Origin of the sequence: Acidocella aminolytica 101 = DSM 11237 (genome assembly GCF_900129125.1) — a bacterium.
In the GTDB taxonomy this organism is placed as follows: domain Bacteria; phylum Pseudomonadota; class Alphaproteobacteria; order Acetobacterales; family Acetobacteraceae; genus Acidocella; species Acidocella aminolytica.
The window spans coordinates 1-23,552 of sequence record NZ_FQVJ01000030.1 but is presented as its reverse complement, the minus strand read 5'-3'; the positions used below and the strand labels follow the sequence as shown (position 1 = coordinate 23,552).

Annotated in this window: 25 protein-coding genes and 3 pseudogenes; 17 read left to right on the top strand and 11 right to left on the bottom strand. The window is 55.8% G+C overall.

Annotated elements, in window-relative coordinates:
* The first annotated feature begins 480 nt into the window (after positions 1-480).
* From BUB54_RS14495 to BUB54_RS14480, 4 genes are all read left to right on the top strand, one after another.
* On the top strand, positions 481-1,263 hold the full coding sequence (locus BUB54_RS14495) for an L-iditol 2-dehydrogenase (protein WP_048877980.1): 783 nt from the start codon (positions 481-483) through the stop codon (positions 1,261-1,263).
* Positions 1,264-1,643: 380 nt separating this feature from the next.
* On the top strand, positions 1,644-3,056 hold the full coding sequence (gene leuC / locus BUB54_RS14490) for a 3-isopropylmalate dehydratase large subunit (RefSeq protein WP_048877981.1): 1,413 nt from the start codon (positions 1,644-1,646) through the stop codon (positions 3,054-3,056).
* Between the two features lie 11 nt (positions 3,057-3,067).
* The gene (gene leuD, locus BUB54_RS14485) at positions 3,068-3,676 is read left to right on the top strand and encodes a 3-isopropylmalate dehydratase small subunit (protein ID WP_048877982.1); all 609 of its coding nucleotides are present in this window, start codon (positions 3,068-3,070) and stop codon (positions 3,674-3,676) included.
* Positions 3,664-4,575 carry an alpha/beta fold hydrolase gene (locus BUB54_RS14480; protein WP_048877983.1) on the top strand — a complete coding sequence of 304 codons (912 nt, stop codon included), beginning with the start codon at positions 3,664-3,666 and terminating at the stop codon, positions 4,573-4,575. Before leuD ends, BUB54_RS14480 begins: the two co-directional genes overlap by 13 nt.
* Here the strand turns inward: BUB54_RS14480 and BUB54_RS14475 are convergent.
* The 5 genes and pseudogenes from BUB54_RS14475 to BUB54_RS14455 form a co-directional block, all read right to left on the bottom strand.
* On the bottom strand, positions 4,562-5,455 hold the full coding sequence (locus BUB54_RS14475) for a LysR family transcriptional regulator (protein WP_048877984.1): 894 nt from the start codon (positions 5,453-5,455) through the stop codon (positions 4,562-4,564). The two genes, BUB54_RS14480 and BUB54_RS14475, sit on opposite strands and share 14 nt — an antisense overlap.
* Positions 5,456-5,584: 129 nt before the next feature.
* Positions 5,585-6,010, bottom strand: a complete 426-nt coding sequence (locus BUB54_RS22125; protein WP_408735455.1) for a transposase — start codon at positions 6,008-6,010, stop codon at positions 5,585-5,587.
* Positions 6,010-6,401, bottom strand: a pseudogene (locus tag BUB54_RS22120) (IS5 family transposase); the annotation flags it as partial. The pseudogene BUB54_RS22120 and the gene BUB54_RS22125, both read right to left, overlap by 1 nt.
* Before the next feature lie 298 nt (positions 6,402-6,699).
* Entirely contained in the window at positions 6,700-7,359 is a 660-nt protein-coding gene (locus BUB54_RS14460; protein ID WP_048877986.1) for an HD domain-containing protein, read from the bottom strand.
* Between the two features lie 23 nt (positions 7,360-7,382).
* On the bottom strand, positions 7,383-8,843 hold the full coding sequence (locus BUB54_RS14455; RefSeq protein ID WP_048877987.1) for a catalase: 1,461 nt from the start codon (positions 8,841-8,843) through the stop codon (positions 7,383-7,385).
* A 304-nt stretch (positions 8,844-9,147) separates the two neighbouring features.
* On the opposite strand from BUB54_RS14455, the gene BUB54_RS14450 reads away from it, so the two are divergent.
* Both BUB54_RS14450 and BUB54_RS21205 read left to right on the top strand, forming a co-directional pair.
* Entirely contained in the window at positions 9,148-10,131 is a 984-nt protein-coding gene (locus BUB54_RS14450; protein ID WP_048877988.1) for a GlxA family transcriptional regulator, read from the top strand.
* Positions 10,132-10,168: 37 nt separating this feature from the next.
* Positions 10,169-10,309 carry a hypothetical protein gene (locus BUB54_RS21205; protein ID WP_199444671.1) on the top strand — a complete coding sequence of 47 codons (141 nt, stop codon included), beginning with the start codon at positions 10,169-10,171 and terminating at the stop codon, positions 10,307-10,309.
* Positions 10,310-10,442: 133 nt separating this feature from the next.
* On the opposite strand, the gene BUB54_RS21200 is transcribed toward BUB54_RS21205, so the two are convergent.
* Positions 10,443-10,646, bottom strand: coding sequence for a transposase (locus BUB54_RS21200; protein ID WP_199444672.1), 204 nt, complete (start codon positions 10,644-10,646; stop codon positions 10,443-10,445).
* Positions 10,647-10,708: 62 nt separating this feature from the next.
* On the opposite strand from BUB54_RS21200, the gene BUB54_RS22115 reads away from it, so the two are divergent.
* Together BUB54_RS22115 and BUB54_RS22110 are read left to right on the top strand one after the other, a co-directional pair.
* Positions 10,709-11,023 carry an inorganic phosphate transporter gene (locus BUB54_RS22115; RefSeq protein ID WP_241869327.1) on the top strand — a complete coding sequence of 105 codons (315 nt, stop codon included), beginning with the start codon at positions 10,709-10,711 and terminating at the stop codon, positions 11,021-11,023.
* A 90-nt stretch (positions 11,024-11,113) separates the two neighbouring features.
* Positions 11,114-11,665, top strand: coding sequence for an inorganic phosphate transporter (locus BUB54_RS22110; RefSeq protein WP_244890790.1), 552 nt, complete (start codon positions 11,114-11,116; stop codon positions 11,663-11,665).
* Positions 11,666-12,285: 620 nt separating this feature from the next.
* Here the strand turns inward: BUB54_RS22110 and BUB54_RS14425 are convergent.
* Entirely contained in the window at positions 12,286-13,155 is an 870-nt protein-coding gene (locus BUB54_RS14425; RefSeq protein WP_048877998.1) for a LysR family transcriptional regulator, read from the bottom strand.
* A gap of 103 nt (positions 13,156-13,258) precedes the next feature.
* Between BUB54_RS14425 and BUB54_RS14420 the strand changes: the two genes are divergently transcribed.
* From BUB54_RS14420 to BUB54_RS21195, 4 genes are all read left to right on the top strand, one after another.
* On the top strand, positions 13,259-13,666 hold the full coding sequence (locus BUB54_RS14420) for a tautomerase family protein (protein WP_048877991.1): 408 nt from the start codon (positions 13,259-13,261) through the stop codon (positions 13,664-13,666).
* Entirely contained in the window at positions 13,663-13,803 is a 141-nt protein-coding gene (locus tag BUB54_RS20885; protein WP_158320080.1) for a hypothetical protein, read from the top strand. Before BUB54_RS14420 ends, BUB54_RS20885 begins: the two co-directional genes overlap by 4 nt.
* A gap of 550 nt (positions 13,804-14,353) precedes the next feature.
* Positions 14,354-15,106, top strand: coding sequence for a potassium channel family protein (locus BUB54_RS14415; RefSeq protein ID WP_048877992.1), 753 nt, complete (start codon positions 14,354-14,356; stop codon positions 15,104-15,106).
* A 178-nt stretch (positions 15,107-15,284) separates the two neighbouring features.
* Positions 15,285-16,004, top strand: coding sequence for a hypothetical protein (locus tag BUB54_RS21195; RefSeq protein ID WP_052948315.1), 720 nt, complete (start codon positions 15,285-15,287; stop codon positions 16,002-16,004).
* On the opposite strand, the gene BUB54_RS20015 is transcribed toward BUB54_RS21195, so the two are convergent.
* Positions 15,968-16,728 (bottom strand): IS5 family transposase gene (locus BUB54_RS20015; RefSeq protein ID WP_139284927.1). Its coding sequence is split into 2 segments (ribosomal slippage): positions 15,968-16,389 and positions 16,389-16,728, totalling 762 coding nucleotides; the frame shifts between segments, so codons are not numbered across the junction. The two genes, BUB54_RS21195 and BUB54_RS20015, sit on opposite strands and share 37 nt — an antisense overlap.
* A 232-nt stretch (positions 16,729-16,960) precedes the next feature.
* On the opposite strand from BUB54_RS20015, the gene BUB54_RS14395 reads away from it, so the two are divergent.
* On the top strand, positions 16,961-17,467 hold the full coding sequence (locus BUB54_RS14395) for a cupredoxin domain-containing protein (protein ID WP_139284926.1): 507 nt from the start codon (positions 16,961-16,963) through the stop codon (positions 17,465-17,467).
* A gap of 122 nt (positions 17,468-17,589) precedes the next feature.
* On the opposite strand, the gene BUB54_RS14390 is transcribed toward BUB54_RS14395, so the two are convergent.
* Positions 17,590-17,901 carry a helix-turn-helix domain-containing protein gene (locus BUB54_RS14390; protein ID WP_048880465.1) on the bottom strand — a complete coding sequence of 104 codons (312 nt, stop codon included), beginning with the start codon at positions 17,899-17,901 and terminating at the stop codon, positions 17,590-17,592.
* Between the two features lie 480 nt (positions 17,902-18,381).
* Here BUB54_RS14390 and BUB54_RS14385 point away from each other — a divergent pair, with 480 nt between their 5' ends.
* Complete coding sequence (locus tag BUB54_RS14385; RefSeq protein ID WP_048880464.1) at positions 18,382-18,942, top strand: heme NO-binding domain-containing protein; 561 nt, start codon at positions 18,382-18,384, stop codon at positions 18,940-18,942.
* Positions 18,943-18,947: 5 nt separating this feature from the next.
* Positions 18,948-20,792, top strand: coding sequence for a putative bifunctional diguanylate cyclase/phosphodiesterase (locus tag BUB54_RS14380; protein WP_048880463.1), 1,845 nt, complete (start codon positions 18,948-18,950; stop codon positions 20,790-20,792).
* 281 nt (positions 20,793-21,073) lie between these two features.
* Here BUB54_RS14380 and BUB54_RS14375 read toward each other — a convergent pair whose 3' ends face one another.
* Positions 21,074-22,354: an EAL and HDOD domain-containing protein gene (locus BUB54_RS14375; protein ID WP_048880462.1), complete on the bottom strand. Its 1,281-nt coding sequence runs from the start codon at positions 22,352-22,354 to the stop codon at positions 21,074-21,076.
* A 533-nt stretch (positions 22,355-22,887) separates the two neighbouring features.
* Here BUB54_RS14375 and BUB54_RS14370 point away from each other — a divergent pair.
* Both BUB54_RS14370 and BUB54_RS20880 read left to right on the top strand, forming a co-directional pair.
* A pseudogene (locus tag BUB54_RS14370) lies at positions 22,888-23,067 on the top strand (IS481 family transposase); the annotation flags it as partial.
* A complete protein-coding gene (locus BUB54_RS20880) occupies positions 22,994-23,209 on the top strand; it encodes a hypothetical protein (RefSeq protein ID WP_175556521.1) in 216 nt (71 codons plus the stop codon). The pseudogene BUB54_RS14370 and the gene BUB54_RS20880, both read left to right, overlap by 74 nt.
* A 33-nt stretch (positions 23,210-23,242) precedes the next feature.
* Here BUB54_RS20880 and BUB54_RS14365 read toward each other — a convergent pair.
* Positions 23,243-23,552, bottom strand: a pseudogene (locus BUB54_RS14365) (IS630 family transposase); the annotation flags it as partial.

The window sequence follows — 23,552 nt, the reverse complement described above, 5'->3', positions numbered from 1 at the left end:
ATGTTATATTTCGACGATTACCCCATTATCTGTGCGGCATCTTGATCAGAGCGCCATCGATACTTTTCTTGTATGGCGAGGTCTACAAGGATGCCTTGCTACGGGCTTTCGACGACGCCAGATGATACCAAGTTCAGGGAGCATAACCTCAAAGCGGCACGCGCGTTTGATGCCTTAACTGACGCCCCAAGCACGCCTGATTTTAACGGCCTTCGTGATACGATATCGCATCCGTTTGAATGCACCGCGTTGTAGAGCTTTCTTCTATGTGACGACCCCGTCCTAGACACGAACGCCTGATCCATGCCCAAGTATCGATACAGAGACATACAGATCAGTCTTCGGGTCGTTTTGGTACTGCCCGAGATTGTCGACGAGATGTACCATGTGTGTGCCATCAAAATGGCTGTAAACGATTCAAAAATAGCTCGCTTGCAAACGCAATTTTCAGATTGAACTATAAATGGAGAAGTAATAAAAATGTCTGTTGGAAAACGACTTGAAGGCAAGACAGCCCTAATAACTGGGGCCGCGCGCGGAATCGGTTTTGAATTCGCTAAGGCATATCTGCGCGAGGGGGCGCGGGTGGCCATCGCCGATATTAACATCGAACGGGCGAGGGAAGCCGTAACCCAGCTTGGAGAATCAGCTATTGCCATCGAGATGGATGTCACTAAGCAGGATAGTATCGACAAGGCCGTAGAGGATGCTGCCAAAGCATTTGATGGCATCGACATTTTGATCAATAATGCGGCCCTTTTCACCGCAGCGCCCATCGCTGAAATCACGCGACAAGACTATGACAGGACCTTCGCGGTCAATGTCGCTGGCACGCTCTTCACAATGCAGGCGGTGGCTAAACATATGATCGCACGTCGAAAAGGCGGCAAGATTATCAATATGGCTAGTCAGGCAGGGCGGCGCGGCGAAGGCTTAGTTGCCGTTTATTGTGCAACCAAGGCTGCCGTGATCTCCTTGACTCAAAGTGCGGGACTGAACCTGATTGGACACGGCATCAACGTAAACGCGATTGCGCCGGGGGTGGTTGATGGTGAGCATTGGGATGGCGTCGATGCCTTCTTCGCGAAATACGAAAACAAGGCTCCCGGAGAGAAGAAGAAAGAAGTAGGAGCATCAGTTCCGTTTGGCCGCATGGGACGCGCTGAAGACTTGACAGGCATGGCGATATTTCTCGCGACGCCGGAGGCGGATTACATCGTTTCACAGTGTTTCAATGTGGATGGTGGACAGTGGATGAGCTGATGAGACGGTGTAAAATTTTATGCGCTGCCGTATTTTCTCACGCCATTGGGGAGCGATCTTCGAACCTGTTTGCGAGCTGACGACTGACCGGACTTGTTTTGGAAAAGTGTTGAGCTGTTTTGAATACGGTGTCCGCCTCTGGTAAGCAGCTAAGCTGATGAAGTTCAGTAATGAATGTCGATGGGCTGGATTCCAGAGCCCGTCGATGCAGTGGCTAATGACCGCTTAGGTTTCCCGCCTAGCCCGAGGTGTGCCCAGAACTCCAAGGCCGATACCAAATGAATTGATGCATAGTTTGCATAACCGTGCGGAATTTTCGGCGTATATTCAGCACGGTAGAGTGGCATCGGTTGCCCGTTCAAACATTGGAGATAATCCACGTGCCCGACCCGCGCACCCTGTATGACAAACTTGTGGACAGCCACACGATCCGCTGGCTGGACGAGGCGGGCCAACAGGTGCTGCTTTATGTCGATCGCACCGTCCTCAACGAATATACGAGCCCGCAAGCTTTCACAGGGCTGCGGGAGGCTGGCCGCGAAGTATGGCGGCCGCGTGCGGCGCTTGGCACGGTAGACCATGTCAACCCGACCGCGCCGCGCCGTACGGCGGCAATGCCGGATGAACAGGCCGCGCGGCAGACGGAGTATTTCGAAAGAAACTGCCGAGATTTCGGCATTGAGCTGTTCGACATCCTGCATGAGAACCAGGGCATTGAGCATGTAGTCATGCCGGAACTCGGGCTTGTTCTGCCCGGTATGGTGATCGCCGCCGGGGATAGCCACACCACCACATACGGTGCCTTCGGAGCGCTGGGCTTCGGCATCGGCACCTCTGACATCGAGCATTATCTGGCGACTCAAACGCTAATCTACCGGCGTCTCAGGCCCATGCGCGTGATCGTGAACGACACGCTCGCCCCAGGCGTTACGGCAAAGGACATCGTCATGGCGCTTATCCGCGAGATCGGCGCCTCCGGTGCCAATGGATACGCGGTCGAATTCGCGGGAGCAGCCATCGACGCACTCAGCGTCGAGGGGCGCATGACGATCTGCAACATGATCGTCGAAGGCGGCGCGCGCGGCGTGGTGATGGCACCCGACGAAAAGGTTCTGGCCTATCTCCAGGGGCGCCCGCGCGCGCCGCGTGGCGCGGCATGGAAGCAGGCCGTCGAGGCATGGAAGGGGCTGTGCAGCGACGAGGAAGCGCCGTTCGCCCGGGAGATCGCGCTTTATGGCGCGGATATCCAGCCCATGGTCACCTGGGGCACGAGTCCCGACCAGGCGCTACCCATTGGCGATGCCGTGCCCGACCCCACCCATGAATTGGACCCAAATCGTCGCCGGGACATGGAGCGGGCGCTTGATTACATGGGCCTGCGGCCGGGAATAAAGCTCGACAGCATCGCCATCGACCGCGCCTTCATCGGCTCTTGCACCAATGCGCGCATTGAGGATCTGCGCGATGCGGCGTCGGTGGTACGGGGGCGGCGTATTGCCTCCGGCGTCAGGGCCATGGTGGTACCGGGTTCCAGTGCCGTCCGACGCGTGGCGGAGGCGGAGGGGCTGGACCGCGTGTTCATTGAGGCGGGTTTCGAGTGGCGGCAATCAGGCTGCTCCATGTGCCTCGCCATGAATGATGACGTGCTGGCGCCGGGCGAGCGTTGCGCCTCCAGCACCAACCGCAATTTCGAAGGGCGTCAGGGGGCGGGCGGTCGCACCCATTTGATGAGCCCGGCGATGGTCGCAGCGGCCGCGATACGTGGCCGCCTGACCGATACCAGGACGCTTTGAGGAGCAGGACAATGGAACGCTTTGTCAGCGTCACCGGAATCGCGGCGCCGATACCGGCGGCGAATATCGATACGGACGTGATCATGCCCAAGCAGTTTCTGAAGGGCGTTGACCGCAGCGGGCTCGACCGTGGCCTGTTCCATGATTTGCGCTTTGACGCGGCGGGTCAGGAAAATCCTGGATTCGTACTGAACCAGGCCCCATGGCGGGAGGCCCGCTTCTTGGTTGTGGGTGAGAATTTCGGCTGCGGCTCCAGCCGTGAGCATGCGGTGTGGGGGCTAAGGCAGCTGGGTATCCGCGCTCTCATAGGCACCAGCTTCGCAGGCATCTTCTTCGACAATTGCGCCCGCAACGGCTTGCTGGCGATCACGGTCGGTGAAGCGGCGCTGGCCCAGATCATGGGCTGCGCCAGCAACCCGAAAGCCAACCGCCTGACGATCGATTTGCCTAGCCAGAGCATTGAGATGTCAGGCTGCGCCGGCATCCGCTTCGATATCGACATCCCGCGCAAGGAAGCTTTGATCGAAGGGCGGGATGCCATCGGCGAGACGCTGCGCTACCAGGAGGATATCAAAGCCTTCGAACATTCCTATCTGCGGGCAAATCCATGGCTGCTGTAATTGAACGGGGCAATTCACCCTTCCTCGAAGGGTTCAGGTTGGCTGATATACAGCTTGCGGACGGGCTTGCCATACGGGCCGCCGCTGGCGGGGAGGGGCCGCCTTTGCTTCTGCTCCACGGCCATCCGCAGACGCATGTGACCTGGCGAAAAGTAGCGCCGGCGTTGGCCCGGCATTTTACCGTTATTGCTCCCGATCTGCGCGGCTATGGGGACAGCTCCAAGCCCGAAGGCGGTGAACATCATGTTGCCTACTCGAAGCGCGAGATGGCGAAGGACCAAGTCGCGGTGATGCGGGCGTTGGGGTTTGAGCGCTTCGCCGTTGTAGGGCATGACCGTGGTGGACGGGTTGCCCACCGGATGGCACTCGATCATCCCAATGCCGTGGAACGAATCGCCGTCATCGACATCGCCCCAACCGTGACGATGTATGCGCGAACCAACAAGGCTTTCGCCTCGCGGTATTTCTGGTGGTTCTTCCTGATCCAGCCGGCACCGCTGCCGGAGAGGCTGATCGCCGCTGACCCGGAATTTTTTCTCAGGACCCATATCGAGGGGCAGACCAAAACCCCAGGCGCGACGGAGCCGGCGGCTTTTGCCGAATATCTGCGCTGCTACAGCGATCCGCGCACGCGTCATGCCATCTGCGAGGATTACCGCGCCGCCGCCAGCATCGATCTTGACCATGACGCCGCCGACGAGGAGGTGAGGATTCAGGCGCCCTTGCTGGCCATCTGGGGCGCTATGGGCACAGTTGGGGAACTTTATGATGTGTTGGAGACGTGGCGCGAGAAGGCGTTGAATGTGAGAGGACGCGCCTTCGATTGCGGCCATACCCTGCAGGAGGAACGTCCCGAGGAAACGACCAGTGAGCTGCTCGCCTTCCTCAAGCCACTTTAGAGAGCTTTAGAGCCCGGTTCCATAGCGCTTCGGCGGCGGGCGATTGGCGCGCCCTTGGCCGAAACAGCCTGATTGCCATCGGCACGTCGTCCGCGCCCTGCCGGAGCCGGACCAACCGCCCGCCTTCGATATCGTCGGTCACCAAGCTGAGCGGCGACCACGCCATGCCCCGGCCATCGCGCGCCATGGCCGCCAGAACACTGGCGAGATGCGAGGAAAAACTGGGGTCCGCTGGCGGTTTTCGGCCCGTCTTCGCCCAACTCGCCGCAAGGATCCGGCCCATGCCTGATTCCGACGTGTAGGCGAGGTAGGGCAAGTTGCTTTCGCCGTAAGCCTGTAACAGCGCGGGCTGGGTCACTGGCACCAGTACATCCTGCCCGACCTCGACGGAGCGGAACGCATTGCTCGCCAGCTTGGTCGCCGCGGCGGGATGGTCGTGGCAGAGCAGAAACTGCGCCCGCCCTTCCAGCATCACCTTCTCACACGCCGCCATATGGTCTGCGGTCAACTGTACCGTTACTGGCGACGGAGCCTGGGCTTCAAGCTTACGCAACCAGACCGGGAAAAAGGTTAGAGACAACACATGGGTCGCCGCCAGCTTGAGCGTCTCGGACTGAAGCTGAGCGGCGATCAGCGCGTCATATCGCGCCTGATTTAGTTGCCGCAGCATGTCCTCTGCCGCTGGCCGGAAATGTTCTCCGGCTTTTGTCAATTTCACTGAATGCGTCGTACGGTCGAATAGAGGGGTGCCGATCCAAATCTCAAGTGTCTTGATGCGCCGGCTGAAGGCTGGCTGGCTAACCGCTCTGCGTTCAGCTGCCCGTGAAAAACTGCCTTCGTTAAGGACAGCCAGGAAATCCTCAAGCCAGATCGTATCCATGAATAGATCGTGTGGTCCCAATCTGAGTGTACGCATACCGGTATAGCGCCATGGGGCCGGAACTGCATATGTGTGGGCTCCCTCGACCACGGATCCAACTTGGAAACCTTGGTAAGGTTCCGGGGGCTGTCACAGCAGGCCGCGCTCTCCCATGGGCATGAAGCGGCAGAACCCAACGTGCACGCGCCAGCTTCGGACGCTCGCGTAGGAGCGGCCCTCGTGTTCCTTGACCATGCGCAGGCAATGGTTGGACCGGACTGCGAGAACATAGGCTTGTCGGCGCGCTTCGAGCATATGACGAAGTTTCGAATCCGAACCGTAAAGCGCATCGGCCAGCACCCAGGCGCAAGGCATTCCTGTATCGAGTGCAGCCGTGATCATGTCACGCGCGATCGCCGGCTTGGTAAGGAAGCTGATCTCCTCCGGTATGGCGGCGGCATTTCGCCGTTCAGCAGCGTTGACCCAGGCTTCCGGCAAGTAGAGTTGCCGGTCGATCAGCGCTTGGCCACAACGGCTCGCATAGGCAAGGAACGCACCGACTTGAGCATTCTCAATCCATGCGCATCTACCAGGGCATGTATTTGGGTGCTCAACCCGCCGCGAGATCGTCCGATGGCTTGGTCTTCGCCCGCTTTTTTTTGGCGCCGGCACTGTACTGGTGGGCGCGCACAATGGTGCTGTCGATCATCGCGTATTCATTGTCAGCGTCAGCAGCTAAAAAAGCAAAGACCCGTTCCCAGACACCGCTTTTCGCCCAGCGGCTGAACCGTTTGTGAATGTTCAACGGATCGCCAAACCGATCCGGCAGATCGCGCCAGGGTATCCCAGAGCGGTAATGATACAAAACGGCTTCAACAAAAAGGCGATTATCTTTCGCTGTCACACCAACATCTCCGTCCTTACCAGGAAGAAGATGTTCAATCCGCACCCATTGCTCGGCCTTCAGCCCGTAACGCCCCGTTGATCAGCCCTTCAAATTGCTGATCGCCTATGAATCAGGAAAAGCCGCGCGCAGGAATCCCTCACTCAAATGACCACAGGCCCTAGTTATCCGCTGCCTGGGCAGCGTCCATGACGTCAATAAATGGCCCTATGCCCCATCTTGAAAGTAGACGCTCCTTCAACCCGCGTGACCGTCCAAGTTGGAAGATTTTGCTGACGTGCGGGTTCTTCGGAAGCAACGGCGCGACTAACTGCCGTCGTGTCGATGTACGAGAGCCCGGCTTTCTCCGGGCTCTCGTATCTTACGCCTTCCATCGAGATTGACGGATTACCGAGCAAAAGTTGCCTTTGTGAAAGTGTGGCTCCTTATCGGCGATCACATCAGCCTTCACATTACCGAAGGTCGTATCGGGCTTGTGCTTGATGCCGTTATAGAAGGCATTGATGATGTCTTCCTTGAAATTCGGCGTGCGCGGAAATGCGGCCACGATGGCCTCGCGGACGGACGCGTCATATTTGTCATAGGTGAGGCCGAGCACGTCCATTTCGACGCCGGCGGTGGTGAGTGCGATCACCGGGTGCATGAACTCTGGGACACCCGGCGTGGTGTGCAGCGCGATACCGGTCCAGACCTTCTCTATGTCGGAAGGGTCGAGGTTGTAGCTGTTGAGGAAATCACGCGCCGCGTTGGCGCCGTCGACCTCGAAGCGCAGGTGCTCGCTGCTGTGCGGCTCCATCAGCCCGATATCGTGAAACATTGCCGCAGCATAAAGCAGTTCGTGGTTAAAGCTCAGGTTGCGCTGCTGGCCGGCGAGTGCGCCGAAGAAGTAGACGCGGCTGGAATGGTTGAAGAGCAGTTCGGTCTCGGTGTCGCGGATGAACGCGGTAATGGCGTGGCCGAGCGTGCTGTCCGGAATTTTGATGCCGTGGATCCCGGCGGTGTGCAGAAGGGTATCGGTCATGGTCTTCACTCCTGTTGAAAAGTTTATTCGTCAGCCTGGGCCACCAGCGCGAGGCCGAGCGCAGCGGCGACGCCGGCGCCGTAGGCCGGGTCGGCGCGGGTGCAATTCTCGATGTGGCGTCGCTTGATGTGATCTGCGGCATCGCCCATCGCGCGGGCGGTGTTGCCGAATAGCGCTTCTTGCTGCGCGGGATTCATGGCGCGAAACAGATTGCCCGGCTGCTCCCAGTGATCATCATCGACGCGATGATCCCAGCGTGCGCCGTCGCCATCGACCGACATTGGCGGCTCCGCGAAGGCGGCTTGGTTAGCCCAGAGATCGTCGCTGTTGGGATAATAGGTCCTGGTGCCGCCCAGATTGCCGTCGGTCCGCATCGCGCCGTCGCGGTGGTAAGAGTGGAACGGGCATTTGGGCGCGTTGACCGGGATGTGGTTGAAATTGACGCCCAGGCGGTAGCGTTGCGCGTCGGCATAGGAGAACAGCCGCGCCTGTAGCATCTTGTCTGGCGAGAAGCCGATCCCAGGAACGACGTTAGCCGGCGAGAAGGCCGACTGCTCGACCTCGGCGAAGTAGTTTTCCTGGTTGCGGTTCAACTCGAACTCGCCAACCTCGATCAACGGATACGCGCCCCTTGGCCACACCTTGGTAAGATCGAACGGATTATGCCGGTGATGCTTCGCTTGCTCCTCGGTCATCACCTGAATGAACATTGTCCACTTCGGGAAGTTGCCACACTCGATCGCTGTGAACAGGTCACGGCCATGGCTTTCACGATCATTCTTAACGATCTCGCCGGCCTCCGCGTCAGTCAGGTTCTGGATGCCCTGCTGGGTGCGGAAGTGAAATTTGACCCACACGCGCTCATTGGCGGCGTTGATCATCGAAAAGGTGTGGCTGCCGAAGCCGTGCATATGCCGGAAGCTCTTCGGCAGGCCGCGTTCGGACATAACGATCGTCACCTGGTGCAGCGCCTCGGGCAGCAGCGACCAGAAATCCCAGTTGTTGTCGGCCGAACGCAGACCTGTGCGCGGATCGCGCTTGATCGCGTGGTTGAGGTCCGGGAAGCGCAACGGGTCGCGGAAGAAGAAAACCGGCGTATTGTTGCCGACGAGATCCCAGTTTCCCTCTTCGGTGTAGAATTTCACCGCGAAGCCGCGGATGTCGCGCTCGGCATCGGCGGCGCCGCGCTCGCCCGCCACGCTCGAAAAGCGCGTGAACAGGTCGGTCTTCTTGCCAACTTCCGAGAAGATCTTGGCGCGTGTGAACCGGGTGATGTCGTGGGTGACGGTGAAGGTGCCGTAGGCGCCCCAGCCCTTGGCGTGCATCCGGCGCTCGGGGATAACCTCGCGATCGAAATGCGCGAGCTTCTCAATCAACCAGACATCCTGAAGCAGTGCCGGACCGCGGGGACCCGCGGTCATGATATCTGTGTTGTTGGCCACCGGAACGCCGGCGGCGGTGGTAAAGCGTCTGTTTTCAGCCATGGTAGCTCTCCAGCCTTGCGGTCGCACGCCAGGTTGCCGCGAACGGGCCCCGCACGAACGGTGGACGCGCTAATCGTCCGTTGTTGAAGTCGGTGCCGGCGCAGGGGATGAAGCAGCGTCTCGGTAAGGGGATGATCCCTGCGCCTGGCCCGATCGTTGTCGCATCACCTCAGATTGGCGGCAAACATCACAATCATTGATATCCTGCCAATCTTGGTGGATAAGCTGCCGATGGGTCCGCGCGGCGGGTTGTGTTGATCGCGAAGATTGCGAAATGAGTTGAGCGCATGGGAGAGCTGCAACCTTGGGCAGGAAAAACGTCGCCTTGATTGTCCATGACGGTGTACAGGCGCTCGACGTAGCGGGACCGCTCGATGTCTTCGCCGAGGCGAATGCGCGAATCCCCGCCGTGGATGGCTATGATTGCTATCTGATCGCCGCCGAGGCGGGACCGCTGAGGGCGTCGAACGGCATGATGATGATGGCGCATGTCACATTCGCGCAGGCGTGCAGGCCCTTCCACACAGTCCTGGTCGCTGGCGGTCCAGCGCTGCCGAACGCTCCTGAGGATGAGGCGATGTCGTCGTGGCTGCGGCAATGGGGGGTGCGCGGGACGCGTTACGGGTCGATCTGCACGGGCGCCTTCGCGCTCGGCCATGCCGGCTTGCTCGACGGCCGGATAGCGACGACGCACTGGCAGAATGCCGGTCAACTCGCCGCTATGTTCCCAGCGTCACACATCGAGCTGGACCGGATCTACATCCGCGACGGCGCGTTGGTGACGTCCGCGGGCGTCACGGCCGGGATCGATCTCGCACTTGCGCTGGTGAGCGAGGATTTCGGCGCCGAACTGGCACTAGCCTGTGCCAAGCGGCTGGTGGTGGTGGCGCAGCGTCAGGGCGGCCAATCGCAGTTCAGCCCACTGCTCCAGCCGCGCACTGATCCGGAAACGCCGATCGGCCGCGTGCAAGCCTACGTCCTGGAGCATCTTGCCGAGCCGCTCTCAGTCGAGCGGCTTGCTGAGATCGCGGGGACCAGTCCGCGCAGCATCGCGCGCATATTCATAAGGGAGTTGAGCATAACGCCGCATGACTACGTCGAGAGCGTTCGCCTCGATCAAGCGCGCAACTTGCTTGAAGGGACCGACCGGGCGATGAAGGCGGTAGCTTTCGATTGCGGCTTCACCACGCCTGAACAGATGCGGGCCGCCTTCCAGCGACGGCTCGGCATTACGCCGGTGCGCTATCGGGAAAGCTTCCAGAAAAAACCGCAGCCTAGTGCGCGATGAGTTGGAATGAGCGACAGGTCTGGCATTGAATGACCGCATGGCCGTTATTTTGTGTGCGGCCTTTGTTGGTAACGGCAGCTTTGCTGATCTTCCACTCGATTATGTTCCTCCTTTGACGAGCAATGTCCAAATCGTGCGTGCGATCTTATTGGCTAATGCCACGGCAACAGCCTTGTAGGGCCGTCGCGCCAGCAGCATGGTGATCCATTTGTTACTGCCAAGCCGCGTCGGGCCTGCTTGATGATCGATGTGGCTCCGACAACAAGTAAGGTCCGTAGTTGTTTGCTGCCGCACTTGGAGATTCTCCCCAGCTATTCTTTGCCGCCGGAAGAGTTCGATTTCGGCGTCAGGCCCAGCCAGGCCGCAAAGTCTCTGCCACTTCGAAAGCCCGCCGGATCTGCTACCAACGCCTTTATCGTCCCGGCGCTGATCTCAACAGCGGCAGTGCGGTGGAGGATGTGCAGCCGGATGAAGCCGCCCAGAAGGTCGTGGAATTCGGGTTCAGCGGTTGTCATTATCGAGGTACCGATATTAAACGATGGGCCGAATTTCTTGTGTCTCAAGCAGGGCAGGTAACGTGATCTCCATCAGCACATTCAGTCTCGCTGCCATCGCGTTCGCTTTCGCCTGGAGTATGGGCGCACACTATACGGGCGCCTGCATGGGCATGCCTTACGCCTCCGGAAGCATAAGGCTGCGGCCCGCCCTGCTTCTGATGGCGCTCATGACGCTGCTCGGAGCCAGCTTCCTCAGTCGCGGTGTCCTTGAGCAGGTTGGTCATGGCATCGTGACCGATCAACTCGGCATGATCGGCGCAATTACCGTGATTGCTGTCGCCTTCCTTCTTACAACCCTCTTCACGCAGCTTCGAATACCGACCTCTACAATCTAGATTCTGGTCTTCTGCCTCATCGGGGCGGCGGTGCAGCTAGGGTTGGGCATCCGCTGGCGCAGCATCTTCGTCCTTGTCGTCCTATGGATCATGGCACCGCTGGTCGCCTGCGTCCTCGGTTATGTCCTGACGCGGACATTCGATCGCATTTGCCGGTTCGAGGGCGACGGCATGGCGCTGGTCATCTCTCGTCTGCTTGTGATCGTCGGCGCGGTAGCGTCCGTCGCGATGGGAGCCAACGATGTCTCGAACGCGACCGCCGTGTTCCTGTCGATCCACATGGCGGGGCCGCTCTTTTCGGGCGTGCTCGGCGGACTTGGACTTGCCCTCGGTGTCTTGACCTGGGGACGGCCGCTGCTTGAACGCGTGGCCTTCGATGTCGTCCGGATGGACCGCGTGATGGCGACGGCGGCGCAGTCCGTTCAGGCGTTGGTGGTGCTTGTCGCGGTGAGCTTCGGCTATTTCACCTCGATGAATCAGGCACTGATCGGCGCCATGGCTGGCACTGGCCTCGCGCGTGGGCGGCAGACGATCCAGACGAAACAGGTCTTCGGAATCCTTCGAGGCTGGCTGATCGGGCCTGCCGCCGGTTTTTTCATCACCTACCTTTCAGTGTGGGCGATCGTTGCGATCACCGGATAGTCGACGGGAATAAAAGGCGACAAGCAGGAGAGGACGCGATGTCGCATCGAAGTTGGCCCGGATGGTTGGCCTTGTTTCTCGGCGCCCCGATTATCACCGAGATCTTCTTGCCGCCTCGCGCATATGCATCCAGTTCGGCGTATCTCCGACAGGTGAGACAAAACGCTGCTGCTGCGCCTGCGGGCAGCAAGAGTGTGGTTCATGCAGATTTGCAGGGTGTGTCGAATTGTCTGGTCGGACAAGCCTACGGGAATTACAACTTGGCCGTTTGGAGCGGCTTCCCATTGATGGGGAGGCCCGGCTACAAGATTCAAGCCCGACTATTGTATCGAGCCGTTTAACGATACATCGCGTAAACGCGCCATCTGCGCACGGGCGCAGCGCCGGGAGCGAGATGCGTTGCAGTTGCTGGCCCGCTAATCGCCGCGCAATAACCCGCGATCGAGGCGGTTATGGCGCAGCTGGCAGCCCGGTGGATCGAGGATCAGAAGCAGTATCGGGACCGTTACCCCGCAGATTGGCGCCGTGCCCGCGCCCCCCCTGGTCCTGCAAAAATGACCAGTAACGTCGTCGGCAACACATATTGTGCCGCCTCTTAATTAATTGACGGTATGCCAAGCCTATCTCATTTGTTCGATCAGTAATTTTCGTACGCCAGAAACGACATCGGCCTCTCCGTTTCGTGGCGGCGCCAATGTAAAGGCGACCTGTGGTAATGCCGGCAGCGTCGAGCCGCCGTAAGGTTCGGCATCCTCAGGGATGGCGGAAGCGTTTAGGCATGTCACGCCAAGACCAGCCGCCAGAGCCAGTTGCAAGCCCGCAATGCCCGAGGCCGAGTGCATCACTGAGTATTGAACACCGCTTTGGTCTAACCGTCTGACCGTGAAGCGGTGGAGAGAACACGAGTCTGGCATCACCACGAGTGGCAGCACGCCGTCATTCGGAAGGCGAAAAGCCTTGTGTGCAACCCACGATAATGGCTCAGTTCGAAGAATGATGCGTCGCGCGGCTTCTTTTCGCCTGGCTTCGGTGTCTAGGATGGTCATTGACAGGCCGATGTCGAAATCTTCGGTGGAGTCTTCGTGCTCGATCAGCGCGCTCTTGCGGATGGAAACGTGCAAACGCAGCCTAGGAAATTGATCCCGGATTCGCCGAAGGATTCTTGGAAGTGCTAAGGGGCGGAAATAGTCGGTGATGGCAAATCGCAGATCGCCCTCAAGCTGCAGACCATGGAGATCCCGGTGGGCTGCGTCACTTAGGGCCAGGAGTCGGCGTCCGTGCTCCGCTAGCCGCTCGCCCGCGGGCGTCAGCTTCACTCCATTTTTGCCTCGGATGAAAAGCGAAAGCCCACACATCTCTTCTAGTTTCTTGATCTGTTCGCTGATCGCCGACTGTGATCGCCCAAGTCGAGGTGCAGCTGTCGAAATGCTTCCAGCTTCCGAGACGGCGATGAGAGTGTTGAGAAGTTCAAGGTCAAAAGGGCGGGCCATAGTCATCAACCGGAAATGCCGATGGCTGACACCTTAATTTCCGGCTTTTCAAATGGCAAGTTTTCCTTCAAGCCGGGTCGGCAATTACCTTGAGGAGCCGAGCATGCCCGGGATCATTCTGACTGTCGCAGGTCACCCAAACCGCGAATTGAGTGAAAAGTTAGCGGCCAAAGTCGCGGAAGTTACCTGTCAAATCTTAAAAAAAGAGCTAGAGCGGACTGCCGTGCAAGTTTGGTATCTCCCCCACGAGGACTGGTTTATTGGAGGTCAGTCACTTTCTGCTCTTGGTAAAAACGCTTTTAAGCTTGAGGTGACAATCACAGATGAAACCAACACCAAGGCGGAAAAGGCGGCATTTCACAGGCAGGCATTCGCTCTACTGTCTGAGATGATTGGCAATCTGCACCCGCACTCAAATATTCATGTCATCGATTGTAGAGCTTCAGCCTATGGTTATGGAGGAGTCACGCAGGAGGAGCGTCGTTTCATTCAGCCGGAGCGAATATCATGATCATCGAAATCGTCATATTTGATCTTCCGGCCGGTACAGACCGCAATGCTGTACAAGCGCTTTACCAAGCCACATCCGAAATGTGTGAAAAATACAGAGTCGATTTCGGAAATAAGATTCTCCGGGTGATACGTTGATGGGGCATACTTCATTCAAAGACACTCCCCATCGCTTGACGGTTAACAATATATTTCCACACCAGAGATGAAATTGATACCCCGCCTTCGCACTCACGGTAGCTTTTGGTTCATTCGTCAAAGATGAAGGCCAACCGATCATCTTGCCGCTCGCTCTGGCTTAGTGGACTCTAGCTTATGTGCGGTCAGTCAGCAGATCTTGCTCGAACTCCGTTACGGCGACGATCACCTTGATGGTCATGCGGCCAACCGAACGGGTGAGTTCGACCCGTGAACAGTCTGGCTGATCTGGAACGAAAAATTAGGTAAGCGGCCATTCATTATAGATTTTTCGGGCTACTCTTCATCTTGTCACGCAAAACCACCAGCCCTCTTTGCGATCCGCTGAAAGGATGTAGATGGACGACCTTTACGCTGCGGCTTATATCTGTTCACGGCTAGCATGCATAAAAACACTTGCGTGTTCGTACCCCTGCTGGAACAGGTGAGGATGCTTCAGGACACCCGTCCACACCATCTGCGCCGAGCAGCTTCGGCGGAAGGAGACTACATGAGGACACTGATATTAGACCATTACCGGAAGCGACTTTTGCATTGGATTAATGCCCATCGAGCCAGTTTGTTTTTGTCGTCCATTGTGATGCTTATCGCCATCAATCCCATTATGGACGCGTGGAATAGAAGTAGTTTTATATTGGCCCCTGCCGTTGCCCTTCTCGTCGTTGGCACAATTCATCATACCAGAAAAAAGCGTTCGACTTTCTTCATTGTCCTAGCCTTAGCTTTAGGCTGGCTGGTAAGCCAGCCAGAGCTCGGAGTTGTTGACTACACATGGGTGTCATCTGCTCTCCTGACTGCCTTACTCTTTACCGTGTTGCTTCTTGTCGGTCGGAAAACTCTGATAGCCGACGAAGTTAACCTGGAAACAATAAGTGCTGCCATGGCTGGGTATCTAATTATCGGTTGCATCTGGTCTAATATATATCTTTTGATTAGCGCGGGCGATCCTGGGGCTTTTTCGAACAATTCGCATCTCGCCCTAAATCCAAATGCCGCGATCTATTTTAGCTTGCAGACCTTAACTACTCTTGGATCCGGAGATATCTTGCCGGTCAATCCTTTTGCTCGAATCCTAACAGCATTCGAAGCCGTTACTGGTCAATTTTATGTCGCGATTGTAATTGCTCGGTTAATAACATTGTTGCCTCCGCCTAACCATCGCGCTGTTTTTAAGAAAAAGGATACACCTCCGTCATCTACGCACAGCTTGAAAGGTCAGGATTCCAGCGCAGAAGAAACATAGTAGATTCTCGGAGCCTGAGGCATTGGATGATCCATTCCAAATGGGACGCTGCCCATACCCCACCTTACAGCAGCGTTTGTCCTTACCTGCCGTCGCTGGCCATCCGGGTAGGTATTCCGCGAGTTCGTCTTCCTATGCCGCGAGTTGGACCTGTTTGGACGGGAACTGCTGGACGTCGATGGCGCACGGATTAAGGCAGTTAAAACAAGGAGAAGAATTTCCCCGCGCCTCGCTGTCGAAGTTCATCCGCGAGGCCGACAAGAAGCTGGCCGGTTACATAAAGCGTCTTGATGACGGCGACGCCGCGGAAGAGCGCGTTGGCGGCAATAGTGGCGGCTCTGGCCGTGGAGACGGGAAGCTTGCCGAAAAGATCACAGCAATCAAGGGTAAACGCGAACGGCGTCAGGCCCTGTTGTATGAACTAGGCCGCAATGGCGAAGACCAAATATCACTGCCCGATCCCGATGCTCGCGCCATGGCGCGCATGACGAAGGTGGGAGTCGGCTACAATACCCAGCTTGCCGTAGACACGAAACACAAGCTGATCGCCGTGCAGGAGGTGTGTAATCAGGTTCTAGACCTTGGCCTTCTAGCCGCTAGGGTCAAGCGAATTTGTTGTTTTGTCAGTCGTAGCGAAGTGATGTATTTCCCAACCATCTTCCGTTATGATGCTCTTGCTGTGACCTTAGAGATAGTGCTCAGCATCGCGGACAATCGCCAGGTGCTTGGATCGGCAAGTATCGACGCGAGGCTAATTGCTAATATCCTCTGTATGATGATGAACGACGCCCTACCTATTGTATATTTAGCTGGAGATCCTGATCACTGCACAATGATCGCAGATGTTATTAGGGCCCAGACTCATAATATCCACCAGACAACTGCGGCGACGAGATAGATTGACGCGGCGAAATTTCTGGCGAGCCGGTCGTAACGCGTTGCAATACGTCTGAAGTCTTCCAGTCGACAGAAGGCATTTTCGATAAGGTGGCGCTCTTTGTAAGCTTTTTTGCTGAAGCTGAAAGGCTTCTTGCGGTTGAACTTATTTGGAATAACTGGCTTTGTACCACGCTTTTTCAGCGCCTTGCGTAGTTCAGCGCTGTCATAGGCTTTGTCGGCGAGGAATTTCTTGGGCGCCTTGGTTGTGTCGATCAGCGGTTCAGAGACCGGGCAGTCATGCGCCTCGCCGCCTGTCAGGGTGAGGGAAAGAAGACGTCCTTTAGCATCTGCGATTGCATGGATTTTCGTGTTGCGGCCGCCGCGTGACCGACCAATCGCCTGTTTTTGCTCCCCCCTTTTCCGCCCGATGCCGAGCGGTGCGCCTTAATATGAGTGGAATCAATCATTTGCGTGCCAGTCGAACGGCCACGCTTGGCAAGATTTTGAAACAATCTCTCCCAAACGCCCCGCTCGGCCCAGCGCACAAACCTATTGTAAATCGTCGTCGGAGGGCCATAGTCCGGCGGGCAATCGCACCAGCGGCAACCGCTTTTCAGCACATGCAAGATGCCGCTCAGCACCTTCCGGTCATCGACACGCGCTTTGCCGCGCACGTCAGTTGGCAAAAGCGGTTCAATCTTCGCCCATTGCTTGTCAGACAGCCAAAATAAATTCCGTCGCATGCGCCCCCCGAATCGGGAGTAGCGAATCATCAAACTAAGGAAATAACAATAGATTTATTGGGTTTTGACCCTAGTGCTCGTGGACGGCGTAAGTATTGGGAAGCTGATTCTGATGACGCCCGGGGGTTGAAGTCAATACTAAGGCGCATAATCGATATAAACCCTTCTTCTCTGAGGTTCTGACGGTGTATAATCGCGAAAATTTTGGGTATAAATTCATGGGAGAAATGAGATGAAAACAGGTCTTATCGCCTGCGCGGTATTAGGTTTGGGCGTTGCAGTAGTACAACCTGCTCTGGCAGCCAGTCAGCCTGGAACTCCCACAGCAATTGGGACAGCCTTCGCCAATGTAACGAGACAGCATTATACAGTTTATGTCCTACCGGGTAGCATGGGTTTCATCGGCCCGGATAAGCAGCATCATGACACGATCGCCCCATCATCTTTCGTGCTTAAGGTAGGGGTGCCGGTTACGTTTACAGTGATCAATTTCGATGACGGCCACCACTCAATGACCGCGCCGGGGCTTATGAACATCATGATCAAGCCCGGTACTGACGAGCCAAATGGCAGCATTAAGCCTGCCATCACAACTTATACCTTCACTCCTGAGAAAGCTGGCAACTTCCGCTGGCACTGTATATTTCAATGCGATGGACCAAGCCATTGGGCGATGTCCCACGGCTTCGATGGTCCCGACCGTGATGGCTATATGGCCGGATGGATTAAAGTGCTCTAGCTAGAGCGGTAGAACAGGCTTCTGTCTATATCGTCTAAAATATTAGATGGACTGTATGCGTCTTTCCTAGTCGTCCAACCCGGATGGGGGCATACTCAAATCCGACACTCGTGGTCGTTGCCTTATCGGCCGGGTTGGGGGAATCGGATGGTGAATGACCCACGAGCTTTCGCCATAGTCCGCAAGCTCCAATGTTTGGCTACCTGCGGCCACGTCTCCAGGGTTTTACGGATTGTGGGGGCAATTTCATCGTCACCAATCTGGCGCGGTGCCCCGGGAAGGGGCTCATCGTACAGCCCATCCAGACCATCGCGGGCAAATCGATTTCGACACACGCCAGCGGTATAGGCGCAGACATTCAGATGCATCGCAATTTCCTTGTTGGTCAGCCCCTCCGCCGCAGCAAGCACAATGCGGGCGCGCAAGGCGAGCAACTGTGGTGCTCCATGTTTGCGAATCAGCCCGGTCAGGACAACTGTTTAAATAGCATCATACATGACAGAAGTCGCATGCCCCTTGGCCATTCCAGCCTCTCCGCGTTCAAGGTTTAGTCAGAATTTAGACTATTTGTCGATCAAGACACTAGCGGTTGATGTACGGGCGCGAAACTCGCCTGTTTCAGGCTAGAGTGGTCGGTGCTTGAGCAAGGCTCATCAGCAAATGTACGTAGGGGACAAATCTCAGCGGAAAAATCCGGCCTTCCCCTGCCGGCTCTTATTGGAAAGCAAAACATGGGATCTAGAGTGTAATCCCCTGAAGAAATTGCCTGAATTGCCGCCCGGTAGCCGATTTCATCTCCGAACGGTGGCTGATATTAAGCCGGAATCCCTGCGCGATTACTGGGGATGCTCTCTGCGAGGTAACCGGCTTAGCTTGCTAATAGAAGATCAATAATTTGTGAGCATAGTGTTTCTATGCTAGGTATCATTCCTCACACAATCGATCAGTATCTCAAGCAGGAAGTTGCTTTAGATACGAGGCAGGCAATTCTCGTGAGGGCAGGGTTTCCCTACGGGCATACATTCAGAATTGATGCCGAATATGATGACAAGGCTTGCTGCGCGCTGGTTGGCGCCGCTGCGGTCGAAATGGGCACAACGACAGAAAGCGTTTTTGACAGTATCGCCGAGTTTTTCATCGAATGGGCTGAACAGAATTTTTCAGGTTTTTTTCAAGCGGCTCCTGATACCCGAGGATTTCTGCTAATGCAGCCAGACATTCACAACAGCCTCGCCTGTGGTCTACGGTCTAGCGCGCAGCGCAAGGTGGCGGACAAATTCCGAGTTGTTGCTTTACCTGATGGAGTTAGGCTTCAATATCGTTCAAGTAATCGGCTGAGCTACTTCTACTGTGCACTGGCCCGTAGCCTTGCCACCCGTCGCGGCGAAATAGCCGAAATTATCTTTGTTGATGGAGATCACGACTCAGTTGCTTCTGTCATCGAAGTGCGACTCAAACCTGCGCAAGCGGTTTAGCCCGCATGGATAATATGGAACAGGTTGACCGCGTTGCGATCGAGGAGCTTTGCCAATCGATGTGCGGCGTTGTTACAGGGGATCTCTCTGTTCGGTTAAAGACAGAGAGTACAGATCTAACTGTCCAAAAATTGACGCTGCTGACGAATTTCATGCTCGAAACTGCACAACGCGGAGTCGAGCGTAGCCACGCTTATGCCGGTGCGCTAGATGAGGTCCAGAGGATCGCCGGACTTTCTGCGTGGCAATTGCTCCTGCCTCATGAGGAAGTAGTACCCATCGGTCGTATGCGTCATTTGCCGGATGTTAGTGCTGCATCGATGTACGGGACCAAGTGGTTTGTCGATCGCGTGGCTATTGGCTACCGTCAGGCTGTCGCCGAACTCTTTCAGGGTAATGGCGGTGCGCTTGAATGGCCGGAAGAAAATGGCAATTCTTGGTTTCGCACCGAAGTTGCCGCTCTGCGCGATGAGGAAGACATTTCTGGGTACCTCGTGATTACCCAAGATATCTCGGATCGCCGCCGCGCCAATGAACGAATCCGCTATCTCGCCGATCACGACGCTCTGACTGGCCTCGCCAACCGTAGACGTTTAAATGAACTAATCGAGGTTTCGCTCGAAATTAGCCGTCGTCAAGGTAATAAATTTGCTATTCACATCATTGATGTTGATCGTTTCAAAAGTGTTAATGATTTGCTTGGCCATGCGGTAGGTGATCGCCTGCTTATAGACCTAGCTAATTGCTTGAAGCAGGAAGCTCGAGCAAACGACCTGATAGCTCGCATCGGCGGTGACGAATTTGTCGTCCTGCAGGCAAACGTGGATGATGTAGGGGACGCCTGTGCGCTGGCCGGGCGCCTTCTTGGCGCAGTGAGGAATCGACTGGCTGAAACCGAGAGCCATACACTGGCTGGCTCGATTTCAATCGGTATCGCGTTGGCACCAGATCACGGAGCTACTGCCGAATTGCTACTGTCGCATGCTGATATGGCGCTCTACCAAGTTAAGTCTTCCGGACGTAATGACTTCGCGGTATTCAACGCTGATATCAATGATACACAGCTCAACCGCAGACGGATGGAGGCCGATTTACGCGGTGCTTGCGAACGAGGGGAAATGGCTGTGCATTACCAACCTCTATTCGAAATCTCCTCTGACCGTATTGTAGGCTTTGAGGCGCTGGTACGTTGGAGAAGGAGCGGGGACGAGGTGTCGCCTGCAGTATTCATCCCAATTGCCGAGGAAACAGGCAGTATAATCGAGATTGGGACCTTTGTACTACGCGAGGTCTGCCGCGAAGCGGCCGGTTGGGCGAAAAAGCTGAGAGTTGCTGTAAACATCTCTGCTATTCAGATCCAGGATGGCGGGCTTCCTGACTTGGTCGCCGCAGCAATAGCCGAAAGTGGGCTCGAGCCCGAGCGGCTCGAACTTGAGGTGACTGAGTCGCTCTTGTTATCCGATGTCCATGCGGCGACCAACGTACTCGCACGCATTAAGGCGTTGGGAGTTAAGATATCCATTGACGATTTCGGAACTGGTTACTCATCGCTGGCAACGCTGCGAATGTTCCCTTTCGACAAAATTAAACTCGACCGATCTTTCGTAAGTGATCTCGGTCGGCTCGGTGAAGCAGAGGCGATCGTGATGGCTGTCTTGGGGCTGGGCCGCGCGTTGAACGTTTCAGTGGTCGCTGAAGGAGTGGAAACCGAGGAGCAAGCGACAATTCTTCGGACGGCGGGGTGTTCTCTGTTGCAGGGATATTTAATTGGGAGGCCCGCGCCGATAACGAAGTTTGGGGAAGTCATTGGTGATGATTCCGGAGCATGCCGCCTTTTGGTTTCGAGATGAATGTGTCCGCCATGCTGGAATGATTGTGACCAGGGAGACGGAGGTATTCTCGGCCATGATTCTGATTTGATGCCACCCTGGCGATCAGGTGGTTATGGCAGCTTTGTTAGCTACGTCTGGTTTGCCTCTTTGACTGTTGCGGATAATGGGATTGATACCAGCGAGAAGAGTGCGCATGTGCCATATGCGAGAGATTTTGCGTCTAATGTGGTCTGGCGGTTAATTTGGGGTGAGATTTGTTATGTTGGAACGGCCCAACAAGTCTCAGCCCAAATCGATAATTAGAGGCTGCTTGCCCAGATAACGGCTTCGGCCTGCATACGGTTGATTTCCTTTAACTCGGCTGGCGAAAGACGCCTAAGAAGAGTTTGCGATTCTGGAGCATCAAAATTTTCGCAAGCTTCGACAAAGGTAAGCAGTTCCCCGGTCGGGCCCAACCTCGACACCAGTGCCTCCCGTAGAGAGTCATCAAGATCCAGTACCTGCAAGAGCTCTGTCATCGACGCACCGAATACCGGCGCGGCGAGGCTCAGGATACCAACCATAAAGGCTTCTTCACGCAGGGCGCTAAGACCTTTCGCCAACGCGAGATTCTCCATAAGATGACCGCGTATGGCGGCAGCCTGCACGATCGGATCGACAGAAATGTCGCTGTACTGGGAGCGCGCTAGCAACGAGATCGAAACCATACGCCGGATCTGTGTTATGCCGACGCGTAGAATGGCGCCTCGAATGCTACTGATCTTGACTGGTGATCGCATTCCGACAGCATTGGCAAGCCGCAGCAGCCTCACTGTAAGATCAGGAGCCCCTTTGATCATGCTTTCAATAATTCTGACATCAACTTCCGTGTGTAGATATTTTAGAAGGGAAATGAGAATTGGCCTCGGCGGCCGGGCGGCGCGAGCGCTAATAACGGTTGGACGGGCAAAGAAATATCCCTGGAAATAATCCGTTCCGGAATCATGACAAGTCTGGAATTCTTCTTCGGTTTCTACCTTTTCCGCGATTACTTTCACGCTATGGGCGTGAGCCATCTCGATCAGCGGCCGCATTTCGTCAAGTTGGATTTCACGGATATCGAATTTTACATAGTCGACTGTTGATAACATCGATATATGCTCTGGTCGTAAATTTATTACGTCGTCTAATGCTAAACGATAGCCATTCTGCTTCATCTGTTGGCAATGCTTGATCAGTTCGTCCGATAGATCGACATGCTCGAGGATTTCAAGCACTACCTGTTCGCGTGGGAGAATGTTGATGATATCACTTTTAAGAATATCGGCATTGACGTTGATAAAAGCCGTCTTTTTACCGATAGCCTGCTGGATACCAAGGGAGAGAAAAGCGCTGTCGATCACATGTGCTGTTGCAGCAAAGTCATCGACGACCATCGCAGCATTATTGAAGCTAGTACGAAACAGCAGTTCATAGGCAATAAGTTCGCGGTCGCGTCCAAGAATAGGTTGTCGCCCGAGAAAGACGTTCTCTGGACTTTCTTGGCTAGTCAAGTTCGTCAAAGAGGAAACACCATGAGCCTCGGTTTCCAAAAATTCCATGAACTGATCCCACCTATCTTCACTTTCAAATCTAATCTACTTGTCGATATTGCTATTAAGTCTAATACATTAAATCCTTAAAAAAAGATTGATTTGTTAACCTTTGTGGCTAAGGATCCACCGGATAAATCGGCAATTTCTGTGTCCTGCTGAATAAGCCTGATCACAGGACGAGCCTAATGCGACCGGGGCGGGGTTAATCTGCCAACATATGCTGCTTGGCTATCAACAGAAAGACTAGGGCGCTGATCTCAAACAGTCGGTCGGCATTTTTGTTGATCTCCGGTAGCGGACGTTGGTTATGCGGAGTACACACATCATTACGCTGCAACAGTGCTCGACCTTGGTGGCTTGCCCGGCAGATCTCGTCAGCAGGGTGTGAGGCCACTGAGACTGGGCGGGAGGCATGTTGACGGGGCCCCAATCTGTCCCTTGAGTATGTGTCTGGTTGCGGAATGTCCTTGGCGCCAAGTAAGCTGGGCTATCGCCCATAGTGCGTGGCGCTTTACGCCCTTCAAAAGCAAAAAGCTGTGATGATGCAGATCCTTCTGCAAGCACGAACGACTCCAGCAGTTCGAGCGGAGATCGCGCGGTCTCTTGACCCGAGGAGCGTTGTGGCCAAACGGGATGGCCTCAGCGATGAAACAGTTCGTAAATGGCGCAACCGCGGCGAGAAAGCCTGCCATGACCGATCAAGCCGCGCAAAGTGGCTACCATGAGATAGTGCAGGCGGCTTATGCGCCCTGCGTTGTACGTATCGGCAGTGAGCCTAGCCCTATGCACGATGACTATGCCACACTGATCGGAGCGGGACGGGTGCTCGTCGTAGAGAAAGTAGGTATCGTGCAGGGGTAGATCGTGCTCATCCCACAAGACGATGCAATGTCCCTAGTGTCCTGATTCGGAATTTGTCTTCATTTTGGGCATTTTTGTGAGGGACCGCAGGCAGAAGCGTTGAATTGAGGCGAGGATATCGTCGGCGCTCTTGGTCCATCTGAACGGCTTTGGATTGGCATTGTTGGTATCGATATAGGCTGTGATGGCGCGCTCGAGTTCTGCGACGGAGCGGAACACGCCGCGTCTGATGGCTCGATCTGTCAACAAAGCGAAGAAACGTTCGACCTGATTGATCCAAGACGCTGAGGTGGGTGTGTAGTGAACATGCCAGCGTGGCCGCTTGACGAACCAGTTGCGGATC